At 64.3% G+C, this 15,662-nt stretch carries 17 protein-coding genes; 5 read left to right on the top strand and 12 right to left on the bottom strand.

What is annotated here, in order from left to right:
* Positions 1 to 4: 4 nt before the first annotated feature.
* The 5 genes from QCE62_RS01390 to QCE62_RS01370 form a co-directional block, all read right to left on the bottom strand.
* Positions 5 to 145 (bottom strand): cytochrome oxidase small assembly protein, encoded by a 141-nt coding sequence (locus QCE62_RS01390; RefSeq protein WP_087047888.1) that lies wholly within the window; start codon positions 143 to 145, stop codon positions 5 to 7.
* A gap of 73 nt (positions 146 to 218) precedes the next feature.
* The gene (gene ctaD / locus QCE62_RS01385; protein ID WP_309807093.1) at positions 219 to 1,832 is read right to left on the bottom strand and encodes a cytochrome c oxidase subunit I; all 1,614 of its coding nucleotides are present in this window, start codon (positions 1,830 to 1,832) and stop codon (positions 219 to 221) included.
* A gap of 110 nt (positions 1,833 to 1,942) precedes the next feature.
* Positions 1,943 to 3,571, bottom strand: coding sequence for a cytochrome c oxidase subunit II (coxB, locus tag QCE62_RS01380; RefSeq protein WP_309807092.1), 1,629 nt, complete (start codon positions 3,569 to 3,571; stop codon positions 1,943 to 1,945).
* Positions 3,572 to 3,639: 68 nt separating this feature from the next.
* On the bottom strand, positions 3,640 to 4,113 hold the full coding sequence (locus tag QCE62_RS01375; protein ID WP_309919523.1) for a DUF2244 domain-containing protein: 474 nt from the start codon (positions 4,111 to 4,113) through the stop codon (positions 3,640 to 3,642).
* A gap of 244 nt (positions 4,114 to 4,357) precedes the next feature.
* Complete coding sequence (locus tag QCE62_RS01370; RefSeq protein ID WP_309913473.1) at positions 4,358 to 5,338, bottom strand: methyltransferase domain-containing protein; 981 nt, start codon at positions 5,336 to 5,338, stop codon at positions 4,358 to 4,360.
* Positions 5,339 to 5,551: 213 nt separating this feature from the next.
* Between QCE62_RS01370 and QCE62_RS01365 the strand changes: the two genes are divergently transcribed.
* Both QCE62_RS01365 and trmL read left to right on the top strand, forming a co-directional pair.
* Entirely contained in the window at positions 5,552 to 6,292 is a 741-nt protein-coding gene (locus QCE62_RS01365) for a ComF family protein (protein WP_309913471.1), read from the top strand.
* A 21-nt stretch (positions 6,293 to 6,313) separates the two neighbouring features.
* The gene (gene trmL, locus QCE62_RS01360; RefSeq protein ID WP_309913469.1) at positions 6,314 to 6,784 is read left to right on the top strand and encodes a tRNA (uridine(34)/cytosine(34)/5-carboxymethylaminomethyluridine(34)-2'-O)-methyltransferase TrmL; all 471 of its coding nucleotides are present in this window, start codon (positions 6,314 to 6,316) and stop codon (positions 6,782 to 6,784) included.
* Here trmL and QCE62_RS01355 read toward each other — a convergent pair.
* The 5 genes from QCE62_RS01355 to QCE62_RS01335 form a co-directional block, all read right to left on the bottom strand.
* Complete coding sequence (locus QCE62_RS01355; protein WP_309913466.1) at positions 6,757 to 7,323, bottom strand: O-acetyl-ADP-ribose deacetylase; 567 nt, start codon at positions 7,321 to 7,323, stop codon at positions 6,757 to 6,759. The genes trmL and QCE62_RS01355 overlap by 28 nt on opposite strands.
* 64 nt (positions 7,324 to 7,387) lie before the next feature.
* Positions 7,388 to 8,386 (bottom strand): NAD(P)H-dependent glycerol-3-phosphate dehydrogenase, encoded by a 999-nt coding sequence (locus QCE62_RS01350; protein ID WP_309913464.1) that lies wholly within the window; start codon positions 8,384 to 8,386, stop codon positions 7,388 to 7,390.
* A gap of 33 nt (positions 8,387 to 8,419) precedes the next feature.
* Positions 8,420 to 8,890: a protein-export chaperone SecB gene (gene secB, locus QCE62_RS01345; RefSeq protein ID WP_309807086.1), complete on the bottom strand. Its 471-nt coding sequence runs from the start codon at positions 8,888 to 8,890 to the stop codon at positions 8,420 to 8,422.
* Positions 8,891 to 8,961: 71 nt separating this feature from the next.
* A complete protein-coding gene (gene grxC, locus QCE62_RS01340; protein ID WP_309913461.1) occupies positions 8,962 to 9,222 on the bottom strand; it encodes a glutaredoxin 3 in 261 nt (86 codons plus the stop codon).
* Positions 9,219 to 9,644 (bottom strand): rhodanese-like domain-containing protein, encoded by a 426-nt coding sequence (locus QCE62_RS01335; RefSeq protein WP_309913458.1) that lies wholly within the window; start codon positions 9,642 to 9,644, stop codon positions 9,219 to 9,221. The genes grxC and QCE62_RS01335 overlap by 4 nt, the downstream gene beginning before the upstream one ends.
* Before the next feature lie 183 nt (positions 9,645 to 9,827).
* Between QCE62_RS01335 and gpmA the strand changes: the two genes are divergently transcribed.
* The 3 genes from gpmA (at position 9,828) to QCE62_RS01320 (ending at position 13,392) form a co-directional block, all read left to right on the top strand.
* Positions 9,828 to 10,574, top strand: coding sequence for a 2,3-diphosphoglycerate-dependent phosphoglycerate mutase (gene gpmA / locus QCE62_RS01330; RefSeq protein ID WP_309913457.1), 747 nt, complete (start codon positions 9,828 to 9,830; stop codon positions 10,572 to 10,574).
* A 327-nt stretch (positions 10,575 to 10,901) separates the two neighbouring features.
* The gene (locus QCE62_RS01325) at positions 10,902 to 12,485 is read left to right on the top strand and encodes a S41 family peptidase (protein ID WP_309913454.1); all 1,584 of its coding nucleotides are present in this window, start codon (positions 10,902 to 10,904) and stop codon (positions 12,483 to 12,485) included.
* Between the two features lie 148 nt (positions 12,486 to 12,633).
* A complete protein-coding gene (locus tag QCE62_RS01320) occupies positions 12,634 to 13,392 on the top strand; it encodes a molybdopterin-synthase adenylyltransferase MoeB (protein WP_309913452.1) in 759 nt (252 codons plus the stop codon).
* A 6-nt stretch (positions 13,393 to 13,398) separates the two neighbouring features.
* On the opposite strand, the gene ptsP is transcribed toward QCE62_RS01320, so the two are convergent.
* The gene (gene ptsP, locus QCE62_RS01315) at positions 13,399 to 15,159 is read right to left on the bottom strand and encodes a phosphoenolpyruvate--protein phosphotransferase (RefSeq protein ID WP_309913449.1); all 1,761 of its coding nucleotides are present in this window, start codon (positions 15,157 to 15,159) and stop codon (positions 13,399 to 13,401) included.
* Positions 15,160 to 15,379: 220 nt separating this feature from the next.
* Complete coding sequence (locus QCE62_RS01310) at positions 15,380 to 15,649, bottom strand: HPr family phosphocarrier protein (protein ID WP_008351787.1); 270 nt, start codon at positions 15,647 to 15,649, stop codon at positions 15,380 to 15,382.
* Positions 15,650 to 15,662: the final 13 nt, after the last annotated feature.

Raw genomic sequence — 15,662 nt, 5'->3', positions numbered from 1 at the left:
TTTCCTACCCTCGTGACAACAGGTACTGCCTGACGACGATACCCACAAAGAAGACGGCGGCAATCAACACCATGACGATTCCGAGCCGCTTGTTGCCCGCGCGGATTTCTTCGGGCGTGCGTCTTTTTTGTGGATCCGGGGCCATGCTTTCCTTGGCTTTCCTTGCTCTCGATTCGCGGGACGCTCAAGAGAGCCGTCCCGCGAAGCATTCAGACTGATTACTCGACCGTCGGCGGATGCTCGAAGGTATGGAACGGCGCCGGGCTCGGCACGGTCCATTCGAGGCCTTCCGCGCCATCCCACGGCTTGTCGCTCGCCTTCTCCAGCTCACCGCCGCCACGGTACGTGGGCAGCGCGACCGCGAACAGGAAGTACACCTGCGCGAGGCCGAAGCCGAATGCGCCGATGGTCGCGATCTGGTTGAAGTCGGTGAACTGCGCCGGGTAGTCCGCATAGCGGCGCGGCATGCCCGCGAGACCCAGGAAGTGCATCGGGAAGAACGTGATGTTGAAGAAGATCATCGACGCCCAGAAGTGGATCTTGCCGCGCATCTCGTTGTACATCCAGCCGGTCCACTTCGGCGCCCAGTAGTACCAGCCCGAGAACAGCGCGAACAGCGAACCCGCCACCAGCACGTAGTGGAAGTGCGCCACCACGTAGTAGGTGCCGTGCATCTGGATGTCGAGCGGCGCCATCGAGAGGATCAGGCCCGTGAAGCCGCCCATCGTGAACACGAACAGGAAGCCGATCGCGAACAGCATCGGGGTTTCGAAGCTCAGCGCGCCGCGCCACATGGTGGCCACCCAGTTGAACACCTTCACGCCCGTCGGCACGGCGATCAGCATCGTGGCGTACATGAAGAACAGCTGGCCCGTCACCGGCATGCCGGTCGCGAACATGTGGTGCGCCCACACCATGAACGACAGGATCGCGATCGATGCCGTTGCATACACCATCGAGCTATAGCCGAACAGCGGCTTGCGCGAGAACGCCGGGATCACCTGCGACACGATCCCGAACGCCGGCAAGATCATGATGTACACCTCGGGGTGACCGAAGAACCAGAAGATGTGCTGGTACATCACCGGATCGCCGCCGCCCGCTGCGTTGAAGAACGACGTGCCGAAGTGACGATCGAACAGCACCATGGTGATGGCGCCCGCCAGAACCGGCATCACGGCGATCAGCAGGTAGGCGGTGATCAGCCAGGTCCACGCGAACATCGGCATCTTCATGAGCGTCATGCCCGGCGCGCGCATGTTGAGGATGGTCACGACGATGTTGATGCCGCCCATGATCGACGACGCACCCATGATGTGGACCGCGAAGATCGCGAAGTCCATGCCCGGGCCCATCTGCGTGGAGAGCGGCGCGTACAGCGTCCAGCCCGCGGCGGTCGCGCCGCCCGGTGCGAAGAACGAACCGACCAGCAGCACGGCGGCGGCCGGCAGCAGCCAGAAGCTGAAGTTGTTCATCCGCGCGAACGCCATGTCCGATGCGCCGATCTGCAGCGGCACCATCCAGTTCGCGAACCCGACGAACGCCGGCATGATCGCGCCGAACACCATGATGAGGCCGTGCATGGTGGTCAGCTGATTGAAGAACTCGGGGCGCATGATCTGCAGGCCCGGCTCGAACAGCTCGGCACGGATGCCGAGCGCCATCACGCCTCCGGAGAGGAACATGATGAAGGAGAACAACAGGTACAGCGTACCGATGTCCTTGTGGTTGGTGGCGAAAAGCCAGCGGCGCCAGCCATGCGGCAGCTCGTGCGCATGGTCATCGTGCGCGTGGTCGTGGCCTGCGCCTACATCGTGTCCGATGCTAGACATGACAATCATCTCCTAAAGCGAATACTCGGGGCACTTGGCAATGACGCGTGGTTTTCCGTTGCTTATATGCATCTTCCGATGCGGCGAAGGAAAACAGCACGCCAGGCACGTCAAGCAGCCGGACTGATTTCAACGCGACGGGCTTCCTTGTTGTCGGCGCCCCCCGTGATGGTTTCCGGTTTCTTCAACACGATACGGTCTTCCGCTACGCCCGCTGCCTTCAGCGCATCGCGCACGGCTTGCGCGCGGCGCTTGGCGAGGTCGGCGTTCAGGTCGGCGCCGCCGGTGGCATCGGTGAAGCCGGACAACGCGATCTTCGCGTCCGGATGCGCCTTGGCGTAGGCCGCTGCGGCGTCGACCGCGTTTTTCGCGTCGGCGGGCAGCGTGTCCTTGCCCGTCTCGAAATAGATGCTGGCGGGCAGGCCGGCGGCCTGCGTCGCGCTGCCGGCTTCCGCGCCCGATGCCGCCGGGGCGCTCGCTTCGGCCGCGGCGGGCGCGGCGCTCGCTGCCTCCGGAGCGGATGCCGATGCCGCCGCTGCCGTGCCGCCGCCCTCGGGCATCTTGCCGGCCTTGGCGTCGATGACCTGCTTCGGTTGCAGCACGTCGCCGGTGTGGTTGCTCCAGCTATTGCGTTCGAAGGTCACGACCGAGGCGATCTCGACGTCGTTCAGCACGCCCTGCCACGAAGGCATCGCGCCCTTGCCGTGCAGCACGAGATTCAGGTGCTCGGCGATCGAACCGTTCGCGATCTTCGAGCCGTCGAGCGCCGGGAACTGGCCCGCGCCCTTGCCGGTCGGCTGATGGCAGACCGCGCAGTTCGACGTGTAGACCTGCTGGCCGCGCGCCATCAGCTCATCCTTCGTGTAGGTCTTGAGCGGATCGTCCTGGCCTGCGGCCATCTTCTTCTTCTGGCCGTCGACCCACTTCGCGTAGTCGTCGGTGGACAGCACTTCCACCACCACCGGCATGTACGCGTGCTCCTTGCCGCACAACTCCGTACAGAAGCCGCGGTAGGTGCCGACCTTCTCCGCCTTGAACCAGGTGTCGCGCACGAAGCCGGGGATCGCGTCCTGCTTCACGCCGAAGGCCGGGACATACCACGAGTGCACGACGTCGTTCGCCGTGGTGATGATGCGGATCTTCTTGTCGACCGGCACGACCAGCGGGTTGTCGACTTCCTGCAGATACAGCGTGGAGATGGGCTTCTGGCCGTTGGTCTCGCTGCGCGGCGTGGACAGGGTGGACAGGAAGCTGATGCCTTCGCCCGGACCCTTTACGTAGTCATAGCCCCACTTCCACTGATAGCCGGTGACCTTCACGGTGAGGTCGGCGTTGGAGGTGTCCTTCATCGCGACGACCGCCTTGGTGGCGGGCAGCGCCATCAGGATCACGATGATGAACGGCGCGATGGTCCAGATGATTTCGACCGTGGTGCTTTCGTGGAAATTGGCGGGCTTGAAGCCCTTCGACTTGCGATGCACGAACATCGAATAGAACATCACCCCGAACACGCCAACGAAGATGACGGTGCAGATGATGAGCATGAAGATATGGAGGCCGTAGAGCTCCTCGGCGATCTTCGTCACGGGCGGCTGAAAGTTGATCTCGTTGACAGCGGGACCGCCTGGACTGTTTTCGACCGCCAGGGCTGCGCCGGCGGAAAGCAGTGCGCCTGCCGCCAGCACGCCCGAGAGGGCTCGCTTGATTGTTTTCATAGCATCCTTACCCAAATTTTCCATTCAAACCCTCGACCCCCGTGGCATCAAGCATCGGCCGGCTCCTCTCGCAGGCGCGCATCAGAGACATCTCAAAGACATCTCAGCGAGGCCCGCAGCTCGGCAGCAAAGTGTTGGCGACGATGCTGTGCAAGGTGTTGTCCGATTTTCACCGATTGACCGCGCGAGGTGATCGTGAGCGGTTCTCTCGGTGTCGCGCCCGCTTCGACCCGCACCCAACGCGGATTGAACTCGAACTGCGTCAGCTCTTCGGCGTTCATCTGCTCGATCAACAACCGGTTTTGATACAGCCGGATTCGCTCGTAGTCCACCGCATGACGCGCGTAAATCACGAACGCAATGCCTGTGACCGTCAGTTCGATTCCGGTGAACGGCAGCACCAGCCAGGCGCCATTCAGGAACAGCGGCGTTGCGATTGCCAGCGAAAACAACGCAAGCGACAGATAGAAGCCCACGAACTGACGCGGCGATACCGAACAGTTGCGCTTCATGAGCCAGTCCTTGATGACCGGCTCGGTATCCGTCAGCGTCTGGCTGGCTTGCATCGCTGCCTCCATCAATCCGCACGCAATCGCATACTTTTGCTCGGATTTCGCCCAAAATTGTGTCAGCCCGGGCGACAAACTGACGCATTATAGGCGTCTTGAGGGGCATCCACAAGCAAGGGTCGTAACGCTGGAAAGCCAAGCGCCACAAGCTTCTGCGCCCTTTTGACGCACCTTTTTGCGCAGCTTTTCCACGCAAATTTCAGACATAACCTGAGCCCTATTTACGGCTCGGCGCTTCTCCCTACAACTTCCGTTTCGGTCCTCGCCCGATATCCTCGAGCCGCACAATGCCGTGTCCTTCCGCCGTGGTGCGCGGCACGGCCTTCCACGCGTGGCCGTAGATCACCTCGAAGGTCAGCGGAATGGTGCCGTCGTCGCGGCGCAGCGCCTCCAGCGCCTGATGCACCGCACCGCGCACGGCTTGCGGATCCGCGCGGCCCGCCGCGTAAACCCGGACGAACGGATACGCGCCCCACCGTGTCACGTCGGCCAACAGGGATTCAGGGGACTTGTAGGTAATGGTCAGGACTTCCTGATCCATCACCGGAATTTCGAAGCCGCTCTCCACGAGCATGTCGCCGAGATCATGCATGTCGACGAAATCGATCGTGTGCGGCACAGGCGCGAGACCCAGCGTGCGCTCGGCTTCGCGGTACGCGGCTCGCAGCTCGCGCAGCGTGTCGGGGCCGAACGTGCTGAACATCAGCAGGCCGTTCACCTTCAGCACGCGCTGCCATTCCGGAAACACGAGATCCGGGCGCGCGTGCCAGTGCAGCGCGAGATTCGACCAGAGCAATTCGAATGCGCCCGATGCGAACGGCAACTCGGAGAAATCGGCTTGAGCGAGTTGCGGGCCGCGCGCGCCGAGCGCCTTGGCGAGTGTCGCGGGGAGGAAGCGGCGCCAGCCTGCGCCGGCATCGCCATCGGCGGCCTCGGCGGCGTGCGCGCGTGCGAGCATTGCAGACGAAAGATCGACACCTGTCACCGAAGCTTCGGCGAAGCGTTCCCGCAAACGGGGCAGATCGGCGCCCATGCCGCACGCCGCGTCGAGTACGCGCAGCGGGGCGACCTTGATGTAGTCGAGCCGCTCGCGCATCCGTCCGGCGATCTCGCGCGGCAGGAATGCGACCTCGTCGAAGGCAGCGGCGCGGTCGTCGAAGATCGCGCGCAAACGGCGCGAATCATAGGCCGGACGGCTGGTTTCGGAGGAGGTTGGGGACATGTCGATCTATTTGCGAAGAGTGCGAAGTATACTCGGTCGTCTCTAAAACGACCCATGCGAAGTGCTGATACGAGGCATAAAGGCCGCGAGACGCATGACGATTGCGTGCAAGCAGCCGGGTCGAGCCATCATTTTTCCGGGCAAGCGGCCTTGAACGCCAACACGATTCGTCCCTCGTCTCAATCGCCTCGTTCGCCGGCTGTCAGCGGCATCATGCGCCTGCGCGCATTCGGCACAGCGTTGAAGCGCCTCGTCTCGGCTGCGCTGCCGGGTCAGTGCGCACTATGCGGCAATTTGTCGCAAAGCCTGCTGTGCCCGGGATGCGATGCGCAAGTCTGGAACGAGCCGCGGATGCGCTGCGCCACGTGCGCCCTGCCGCTGACCTTGTTTCAGCTCCGCCGCCGCGGCGACGATGCGCGTTGTCATTGCGGCGCGTGTCTCGACAAACCGCCTTCCTTCAACGATACGCTCGCGCTCGCCGACTATCGCGCGCCGCTCGATACGCTGGCCGTCGGACTCAAGTTTCGCGGCCAGCTCGCGGCGGCCCCGGCATTCGCGCGGCATCTGCATGGCGCGTTCGAGGACAGCGGCCTGCCCCGGCCGGACGTGATCGTTGCGGTGCCATTGTCGCGCAAGCGGCTCGTCGAACGGGGCTACAACCAGGCTTGGGCGATCGCGCGTCCGCTCGGGCGCCTGATGGGCGTGCAAAGCGATGCAGCGCTCGTGCTGCGCAACCGGCACACGCCGGCGCAGTCGCGGCTCGATCAGGAGACACGCCGCCGCAATGTCGCCGAGGCGTTTTCGGTTTCGCGAGCGGTGCGCGGCCTGCACGTCGGCGTGGTGGATGACGTGATGACCTCGGGCGCGACGCTCGACGCGCTCGCCCACACGCTCAAGCGAGCCGGCGCGCGCCGCGTCACCAACTTCGTGGCGCTGCGCACGCCGCAGGATTAACCATTTCATCTTCAGACAGTCATGTTCAACGTCGTACTCGTCGAACCCGAAATCCCGCCGAACACCGGCAATGTGATCCGCCTGTGCGCCAACACCGGGGCGCGGCTGCATCTGATCGAGCCGCTCGGTTTTCCGCTCGACGACACCAAGATGCGTCGCGCCGGCCTCGACTATCACGAGTACGCCGAGATGAACGTGCATGCCAGTTGGGACGCGTTCATCGGGAAGGAAGCGCCGGATGCGGCGCGCATGTTCGCGTTCACGACGCGCGGCTCGACGCCGTTCTTCGATCACGCGTTCAGACCCGGCGACTGGTTCGTGTTCGGCGCCGAAACGCGCGGACTCGCGCCTGCGCTGCTCGAACGCTTTCCGAACGGACAGCGCGTGCGCCTGCCGATGCGACCCGGCAACCGCAGCCTGAACCTGTCGAATTCGGTGGCGATCGTGACGTTCGAGGCCTGGCGTCAGGCCGGTTTCGAAGGCGGTGCCTGAAGGTCGGGTTCGGACCGGAGTTGGGAATGGAGTGCGGCCTGGAGTTCAGCCTGATAGCGCGCGAGCATGTCGTCTTGGAAGCAGGCGAAGATCACGTGCTTGATGCCAGGCGCGGCGGACAGGGTTTGAATGACCGTGCGCACGGCAATCGGCACGGCTTGTTCGACGGGAAAGTGATAGATGCCGCAACTGATGGCCGGGAACGCGATCGACTCGCAGCCAGCTTTAGCCGCCAGTTCGAGCGAGCGCCGGTAACAGCTTGCAAGCAGTTCGGGCTCGTTCTTGTTGCCGCCGCTCCAGCGCGGCCCGACGGCGTGAATCACGTGTTTCGCCGGCAGGCCGTAGCCCGCGGTGAGCTTCGCGTCGCCGGTTTCGCAGCCGCCGAGCGTTTCGCATTCGCGCAGCAGATTCTTCCCCGCCTTGCGATGAATCGCACCGTCGACACCGCCGCCGCCCAGCAGCGACTTGTTCGCCGCGTTGACGATGGCATCGACTTGCAGCGTCGTGATGTCGACCTTTCGGGCTTCGAGCTGGGCCATGGCGCGCCTCCGGTTCGTGGACTTCAGCGACTCTGACGACGCGCCTGTCCGGTCCTGCGCGGACCTATTCCGCCTTCGCGTCCCGATTGAGCAGCGCCTGCACGGCATCGCGGGGCGCTACCTGCTCGAAGAGCACACGGCATACCGCCTGCGTGATCGGCATCTCGATGCCGCGCGACTGCGCGAGCGCCAGAACAGCGCGTGCGCAACGCACGCCTTCCGCGACGTGGCCGAGCGCCGTGAGAATCTCGTCGAGCGTGCGGCCGCTCGCCAGCTGCACGCCGACGGTACGGTTGCGCGACAGGTCGCCCGTTGCGGTGAGGATCAGGTCGCCCAAACCGGTCAGGCCCGTGAAGGTCTCCGCCCGCCCGCCGAGCGCGACGCCCAGACGTGACATCTCGGCCAGCCCGCGCGTGATCAGCGCGGCGCGCGCGTTCAAGCCGAGACCGAGGCCGTCGGAAATGCCGGTGGCGATGGCAAGCACGTTCTTCACCGCGCCGCCGACTTCCACGCCGATGACATCGTCGCCGGTATAGATGCGCATGGCGCCGTGATGAAACGCCGAAACCGTGCGCGCGGCCAGTTCCGCCGATGCGCTCGCGACCGTCAGCGCGACCGGCAGGCCCTGCCCCACTTCGCGCGCGAAGCTCGGGCCGGACAGCGTGCCGTTGCTCCTGTGCCCGGGCAGTTCGGCCGCGACGACTTCATTGGGCAGGCACTGCGTGTCGGCCTCGAAGCCCTTGCAGAGCCACACGACATGCGCCGGAACGATGCCTTCCCGATGCATGGCGCGGCACAACTGGCGCAGCCCCGCGACCGGCGCGGCGACGACGCAGAGCGCGTCATCCGCGCACGCGTGCCGCAGCGCGGCGGCGAGGTCCGTCTCGAACGCCAGCGACGGCGGCAAGCGCACGCCAGCCAGATAGCGCGTGTTTTCGTGCGTGCGGGAGAGTGATTCGATGAGCGCGGCGTCGCGCGCCCACAAGGTCGTGTCGTGCCGCTCCGCGAGGTGGCCCGCCAATGCGGTGCCCCACGCGCCGGCGCCAAGAACGGCTACTTTCATTGCCCGGCTCCGGTCGGCAGAAGTCGCGGGAATTTAATGCGTGGCGCCGTTCGCCGCGCCTTCCTGCGCCGTGGCGAGCTGGGCCATGCGTTGCTCGTACAGCGCCTGGAAGTTGATTTCCGCGAGGTGAATGGGGGGAAAACCGGCGCGCGTGATGGCGTCGGCGATATTCGAACGCAGGTACGGGAACAGGATGGTGGGGCACGCAATGCCGACGAGCGGGTCGATCTGTTCAGCCGGAATGTTGCGGATGTCGAAGATGCCTGCCTGCTTCGCTTCGATCAGGAACGCCACCTTGCTCGTGACCTTGGCCGTGACGGTGCCCGTCACCAGCACTTCGAACACGCTTTCCGCGAGACGGTCGGCCTTCACGTCGACTTCGACTTCCACCGAGGGCATTTCCTGCTCGAGGAAGATGGCCGGCGAATTCGGCTGCTCGAGCGACATGTCCTTCAGATAGATGCGCTGGATGTTGAAAAACGGCTGGTTGTTCTCGTCGGACATAGTGATTTCCTAGGTGATTCGGTATGGACGCGCGGTGTCAGGATGGCCCGCGCGCCGGAATGCGAGCTGCTTCAGGCCGATTCGAGCAGCGGCACGAGGCCGCCCTGGCGGTCGAGCGCGGAAAGGTCGTCGTAGCCGCCGACGTGCGTTTCGCCGATATACACCTGCGGCACGGTGCGACGGCCGGTGCGCGTCATCATTTCCTCGCGGCGGCCGGGTTCACGGTCGATCAGGATCTTCTCGATGGCTTCGACCCCGCGGGACTTTAAAAGACGTTCGGCCATCTGGCAATACGGGCACACGACGGTGCTGTACATGACGACTTTCTTCACTTCGCTGCTCCTTGTTTCACCACCGGCATGCCGGCTTTCTGCCAGGCATCGACGCCGCCTTCCAGGACATGGACTTCGGCGTAGCCTGCTTCGGACACGCTGCGGCTCGCACGTTGCGATTGTTGACCAGTCTGGCAGACGAGCACGACCGGATTACTCTTATTCTTTGCGATCTGGCCAATTTTTGCTTGGAGCTCGGACACTTCGAGATTGCGCGCGGACGGCAGGTGGCCGTTGGCGAATTCCGCGGCCGGCCGCAGGTCGACTACGACGGCATTGCGGCGGTTGATCAGCGTGGTGGCCTCGGCGGCGGAAATGCCGCCCCGGCCGCGCCGCATGATGGCCGGCCACAGGAGCAGCGCGCCGGACACGAGCGCGATGACGATGAGTGCGATGTTCTGGTATTCAGTGAAAAACTTCACGTCGAGGGCCGCCGAAATTGAGTGAAAAAGGGAGAAACAGAAATGAGGGCAATCGGCGCATTATAAAATAACCGTTTCCCGCGATGGCCTCTGCCATTCGGCCAATGGCGCCGCGACGCGCGCGCAGGCAGGATGACGGGGTGCGATCGGCGCACCCGCTTTTCCAACTGACCGACCGAAATCATGTACAAGCTAGTGCTCATCCGCCACGGCGAATCGACGTGGAACAAGGAAAACCGCTTTACCGGCTGGGTCGACGTCGACCTGACCGAGCAGGGCAACCGCGAAGCCCGCCAGGCCGGCGTGCTGCTGAAGGAAGCAGGCTATGCGTTCGACATTGCCTACACCTCGGTTCTGAAGCGCGCCATCCGCACGCTGTGGCACGTGCAGGACGAAATGGACCAGATGTATATCCCGGTCGTGCACTCGTGGCGCCTGAACGAACGCCACTACGGCGCGCTCGCGGGCCTCAACAAGGCCGAGACCGCGAAGAAATACGGCGACGATCAGGTCCTCGTCTGGCGCCGCAGCTACGACACCCCGCCGCCCGCGCTGGAGCCGTCGGACGAGCGCGCGTCGTTCAACGATCCGCGCTACGCCAAGGTGCCGCGCGAGCAACTGCCGCTCACCGAATGCCTGAAGGACACGGTTGCGCGCGTCCTGCCCATCTGGAACGAATCCATTGCGCCGGCCATCAAGTCGGGCAAGCAGGTCGTGATCTCGGCGCACGGCAATTCCATTCGCGCACTGGTCAAGTATCTCGACAACGTTTCGGATCAGGACATCGTCGGGCTGAACATTCCGAACGGCGTGCCGCTCGTCTATGAACTGGACAGCGAACTGAAGCCCATCAAGCATTACTACCTGGGCGATCCGGAAGCCATCGCCGCCGCGCAGGCAGCCGTCGCCAAGCAGGGCAAGGCAGGCTGACGCGCACGGGGTTCGCCGGCAATCCCGGCTTCGGCCGGGCGCTCGCGAACTGGCCTGCGCGTCGCGCTTATCTCACGCATCGCACGCGTCGCGCGCATCGCGCAGGCAGAGGCAATTTCGCGAGGGGCGCGCCCCTTCCCGCACATGACGCCCCGCTGACGCCTCGCGGGCCGCATCGACAGCAACGTCCATGACCGGGCTCATCCCCTGCTGGTGGGCATGCGAGCCCCGGGCATTTAAGTTGCGATTAAGTCGCCATTTGAGACGAGCAGGTATACTGGCCCGTCACCACGATGCAGCCCATCCGATTCCGACCGCACCCCCTCTATGCGAAAGAACCTGAAAAACTTCAGCCTGGTCGCCGTTGGCGTTGCTGCCGGCGCACTGGCAACCCTGCAGATCTCTGCCTTCGCGCAACAAGCCGCATCGTCGCCTCTGCCGCTCGACCAGCTGAGGCTCTTCGCCGAAGTCTTCGGTCAGATCAAGCACGAATACGTCGAACCCGTCGATGACAAGAAGCTCCTCACCGCCGCCATCAAGGGCATGGTGTCGAGCCTCGACCCGCACTCGTCCTACCTCGACAAGACCGACTACGAGGAACTCCAGGAACAGACCAAGGGCCGCTTCGCCGGGCTGGGCATCGAGATCTCGTCGGAAGACGGGCTCATCAAGGTCATCTCGCCCATCGAAGACACGCCCGCGTTCCGCGCCGGCATCCGTCCGGGCGACCTGATCACGCGCATCAACGACAAGCCCGTGCGCGGCATGACGCTCGACAAGGCCGTCAAGCAGATGCGCGGCGAGCCGGGCACCAAGGTCACGCTGACCATCTTCCGCAAGAGCGACGACCGCACCTTCCCGCTCACCGTCACGCGCGCCGTGATCCGCGTGCAGTCGGTGAAGATGAAGATCCCCGAGCCGGGTTATGGCTATATCCGCATCACGAGCTTCCAGGAACGCACGGTGCCGGACCTCGCCGCGAAGCTGCAAGACCTCGCGCGCCAGCAACCGAACCTGAAGGGCCTCGTGCTCGACCTGCGCAACAACGGCGGCGGTCTGCTGCAGAGCGCGGTCGGCGTCGCGGGCGCGTTCCTGCCGGACAACTCCGTGGTCGTCTCCACGAATGGCCAGATCGCGGACGCGAAGCAGACCTTCCGCGACACCTATGACAACTACCGTCTGCCGTCCTTCGATTCCGACCCGTTGAAGAACGTGCCGGAAATCTTCAAGAAGGTGCCGATGGTCGTGCTGACCAACGCCTACTCGGCGTCGGCGTCGGAGATCGTCGCGGGCGCGCTGCAGGATCATCATCGCGCGCTGATCGTCGGCAAGACCACGTTCGGCAAGGGCTCGGTGCAGACCGTGCGCCCGATGACCGCGGACACCGCGCTGCGTCTCACCACCGCGTACTACTACACGCCGAGCGGCAAGTCGATCCAGAACCAGGGCGTGCGTCCTGACGTGCCGGTCGACCAGTACGCGGACGGCGATCCGGACGACGCGCTCGTCACGCGCGAAGTGGATTACTCGAACCACCTCGCGAACACGCAGGATCCGAACGAGAAGAAGGAGCAGGAGCAACGCGAGGCGGACCGTCTCGAGCAACTGCGCATTCTCGAAGAGCAGAACGACAAGAAGACCCCCGAACAGCGGCGCAAGGATCGCGAGCGCAAGCCGGTCGAGTTCGGCAGCTCGGACGACTTCATGCTGCAACAGGCTCTGAACAAGCTGGAAGGCAAGACGGTGGTCGAGTCGAAGTCGTATAGCGAACGCAAGCTCGCGCAGAACAAGCCGGGACGTTCGGCTTCGGCGCCGGTCGTCGCACCGCCGGCACTGCCGGCCACGCCGGGCTCCGCGCCGGCGTCGGGTGCACAGCCTGCCTCTTCGCCGACCGCGCAGCAGTCGAAGTAAGCGCCTCAGCGTCGTACACGAAGGGCTTCGCGGCATCGTTCCGCGAAGCCCTTCGTCTTTGGTGCGCTTAAAATATTCGCTTCCAGCGCGCCGTTCTCACCGGCGTTCCCTTCGCGGCACTCACAGCGCATTCCACGGCGCGAGCTCGATGAACGACGATCAACTCCTTCGCTATTCCCGCCATATTCTCGTCGATGAGATCGGCATCGAGGCGCAGCAGCGCTTCCTCGATGCGCATGCGCTCATCGTCGGCGCGGGTGGTCTGGGCGCGCCCGCGGCGATGTATCTGGCAGCGGCGGGCGTCGGCAGGATCACGCTGGTGGACGCCGATACCGTCGATCTCACCAACCTGCAACGGCAGATCGTGCATATGACGCGATCGGTCGGAACGCCCAAGGTGGCATCGGCGCGTGAGACGCTGAACGCGCTCAACCCGGAGGTGAATGTCATCGCGGTGAACGCGCGCGCCGACGCTGCGTGGCTCGCGCTCAATGTGCCCGGCGCCTCGGTCGTGCTCGATTGCAGCGACAACTTCGCCACGCGCCACGCCATCAACGCAGCCTGCGTCGAGCACAAGGTGCCGCTCGTGTCGGGCGCGGCGCTGCGTTTCGACGGCCAGATCAGCACCTTCGATCTGCGCTCGCCCGACTCGCCCTGCTATGCGTGTGTGTTTCCGCCGGACCAGGCGTTCGAGGAAGTTGCCTGCTCGACGATGGGCGTGTTCGCGCCGACGGTCGGCATCATCGGCGCGATGCAGGCGGCGGAAGCGTTGCGCGTGATCGGCGGCTTTGGCGAAACGCTCGCGGGCCGGCTGATGATGCTCGACTCGCTGCGCATGGAATGGAACACGATGAAGATCGCGCGGCAGCCGGACTGTCCGGTCTGCGGCGCGCATTCCAAGGGTTGAAGAACTTCAGACCTTCTGCAGCACGTTGAGCGCGGCCAGCAGTTCATTGGGCTCATAGGCCGCGAGCACGTCCGCGACCGGCTTGTCGAACGCCTTCAGGTTCGAACGCAGGATCTCCTGCTTAACCACGAGCAACTGGCTCGGATGCATCGAAAACTCGGTCAGCCCGAGCCCGAGCAGCAGCCGCGTGACCGACGGATCGCCGGCCATTTCCCCGCACACCGACACCGGCACGCCCGCGCGCTTCGCCTCGCGCAAGGTGAACGCGATCAGGTTCAGCACCGCCGGATGCAGCGGATCGTACAGATGCGCGACGGCATTGTCCGCGCGATCGATCGCGAGCGTGTACTGGATCAAATCGTTCGTGCCGATCGACAGAAAATCCAGCCGGCTCAGGAACAGCCGCACGGCAATGGCCGCGGCGGGAATCTCGATCATCGCGCCGACCTGCACCTGACGGTCGTAGCCGATGCCCGCGTCATCGAGCTGGCGCTTGGCCTCGCGGATCAGGTCCAGCGTCTGGTCGATTTCCTGCGCGTGCGCGAGCATCGGAATCAGGATCTTGGTCGGGCCGAACGCGGACGCACGCAGGATCGCGCGCAACTGCGTCATGAACATCTGCGGCTCGGACAGGCTCCAGCGGATCGCGCGCAAGCCGAGCGCCGGGTTCGGCGCTGTTTCGTAGCCGTCGCCGCCGCTCATCGAATCGAGCGGCTTGTCGGCGCCGACGTCGATCGTGCGGATCGTCACGGGCTTGCCGTTCATCAGCTCGACCGCGCGCTTGTACGCCTCGAACTGTTCCTCTTCTTCCGGCAGCCGGTTCTTGTGATTCATGAAGAGGAACTCGGTGCGGAACAGGCCGACGCCCATCGCGCCCGCCTCCACGGCGACCTTCGCGTCCTCCGGCAATTCGATGTTCGCGCACAGCTCGATCTTCGTGCCGCACAGCGTCTGGGTCGGCGAGAACTTGAGGCGCTGGAGCTTGCGCTGTTCGAGTTGCTTTTCGCTCTGGCGGTAGGAATATTCTTCGAGGACGATCGGCGCCGGATCGACGATCACGATGCCATGGTCGCCGTCGACGATGATCAAATCGTTCTGACGGATCAGCACGCTCGCCTGCTGCACGCCGACCGACGCCGGGATGCCCAGGCTGCGCGCGACGATCGCCGTGTGCGACGTTCGGCCGCCGAGATCCGTCACGAAGCCCTTGAACGCCTGCGTCTTGAACTGGAGCATGTCGGCCGGCGCGATATCATGCGCGACGACGATCATTTCGTTGTGACCGTTGCTCGCGGCCGTATGCACGACCAGCGAAGCAGCGGTGGGCGCGCCGGCCAGCGCCTTCAGCAGCCGTTCGACCACCTGCTCGATGTCCGCCTTGCGTTCGCGCAGATACTCGTCTTCGATGTCGTCGAAATAGCCGCCAAGGATATCCAGTTGTTCGGTCAGCGCCCACTCGACGTTATAGCGGCGCGTACGAATGAGGTCGATGGTTTCCTGCACGAGCATGGCGTCGTTCAGGATCATGGTATGGACATCGATGAAGGCGCCCATTTCGCTGGGCGCATCGGCGGCGAGGTCGCTGCGCAGTTCCGCGAGTTCCGCGACGACAGCGGCCTGCGCCGCAAGAAACCGGGCGATTTCCGCGTCGATCTGATCGGGGTCGATCAGGTAATGCGCCACGTCGAGCGCCGCCGGCGCGATCAGATAGGCGCGTCCGATGGCAATGCCGCGCGAGACGGGAATTCCATGCAGCGTGAACGACACGCGCACCTCCTCTAGTTGTGATGTCGCAGCCCCTCGGGCGCCCCTCGGTGGGCGCCAGCCGCTCGCTCATTATAAATTCGAATCCGCTGTCCAGTCCCGGAACAGCGGGTCGCAGCAAGGCCGGCACGGTTGCGCCGCCGTTGCTGCAAACGGCGCACATGCAAAAAAGCCGCGTCGGTGCGCGGCTTGTTCGGCTAGTTCCATGACGGGTGACAGCGTGTTACTGGCCTTCCCCGAATTTGTCCGCGATCAGCGCCAGGATGGCCTGCATGGCTTCGGCTTCGTCGGCGCCTTCGGTCTCGATGGTGACCGTGCTGCCGATCCCCGCCGCCAGCATCATCACGCCCATGATGCTCTTGGCATTGATCCGGCGGCCGTTCCGGCTCATCCAGATCTCGCATTGAAAGTTGCCCGCCAGTTGCGTGAGCTTCGCCGAAGCACGTGCGTGGAGACCCAGCTTGTTCACGATTGTTGTTTCTTGTTGCAGCATGATGCTCCGAACG

The organism is Caballeronia sp. LZ033, assembly GCF_031451265.1.
Taxonomy (GTDB): Bacteria; Pseudomonadota; Gammaproteobacteria; order Burkholderiales; family Burkholderiaceae; genus Caballeronia.
This window is presented reverse-complemented; position numbering and strand designations above follow the sequence as displayed.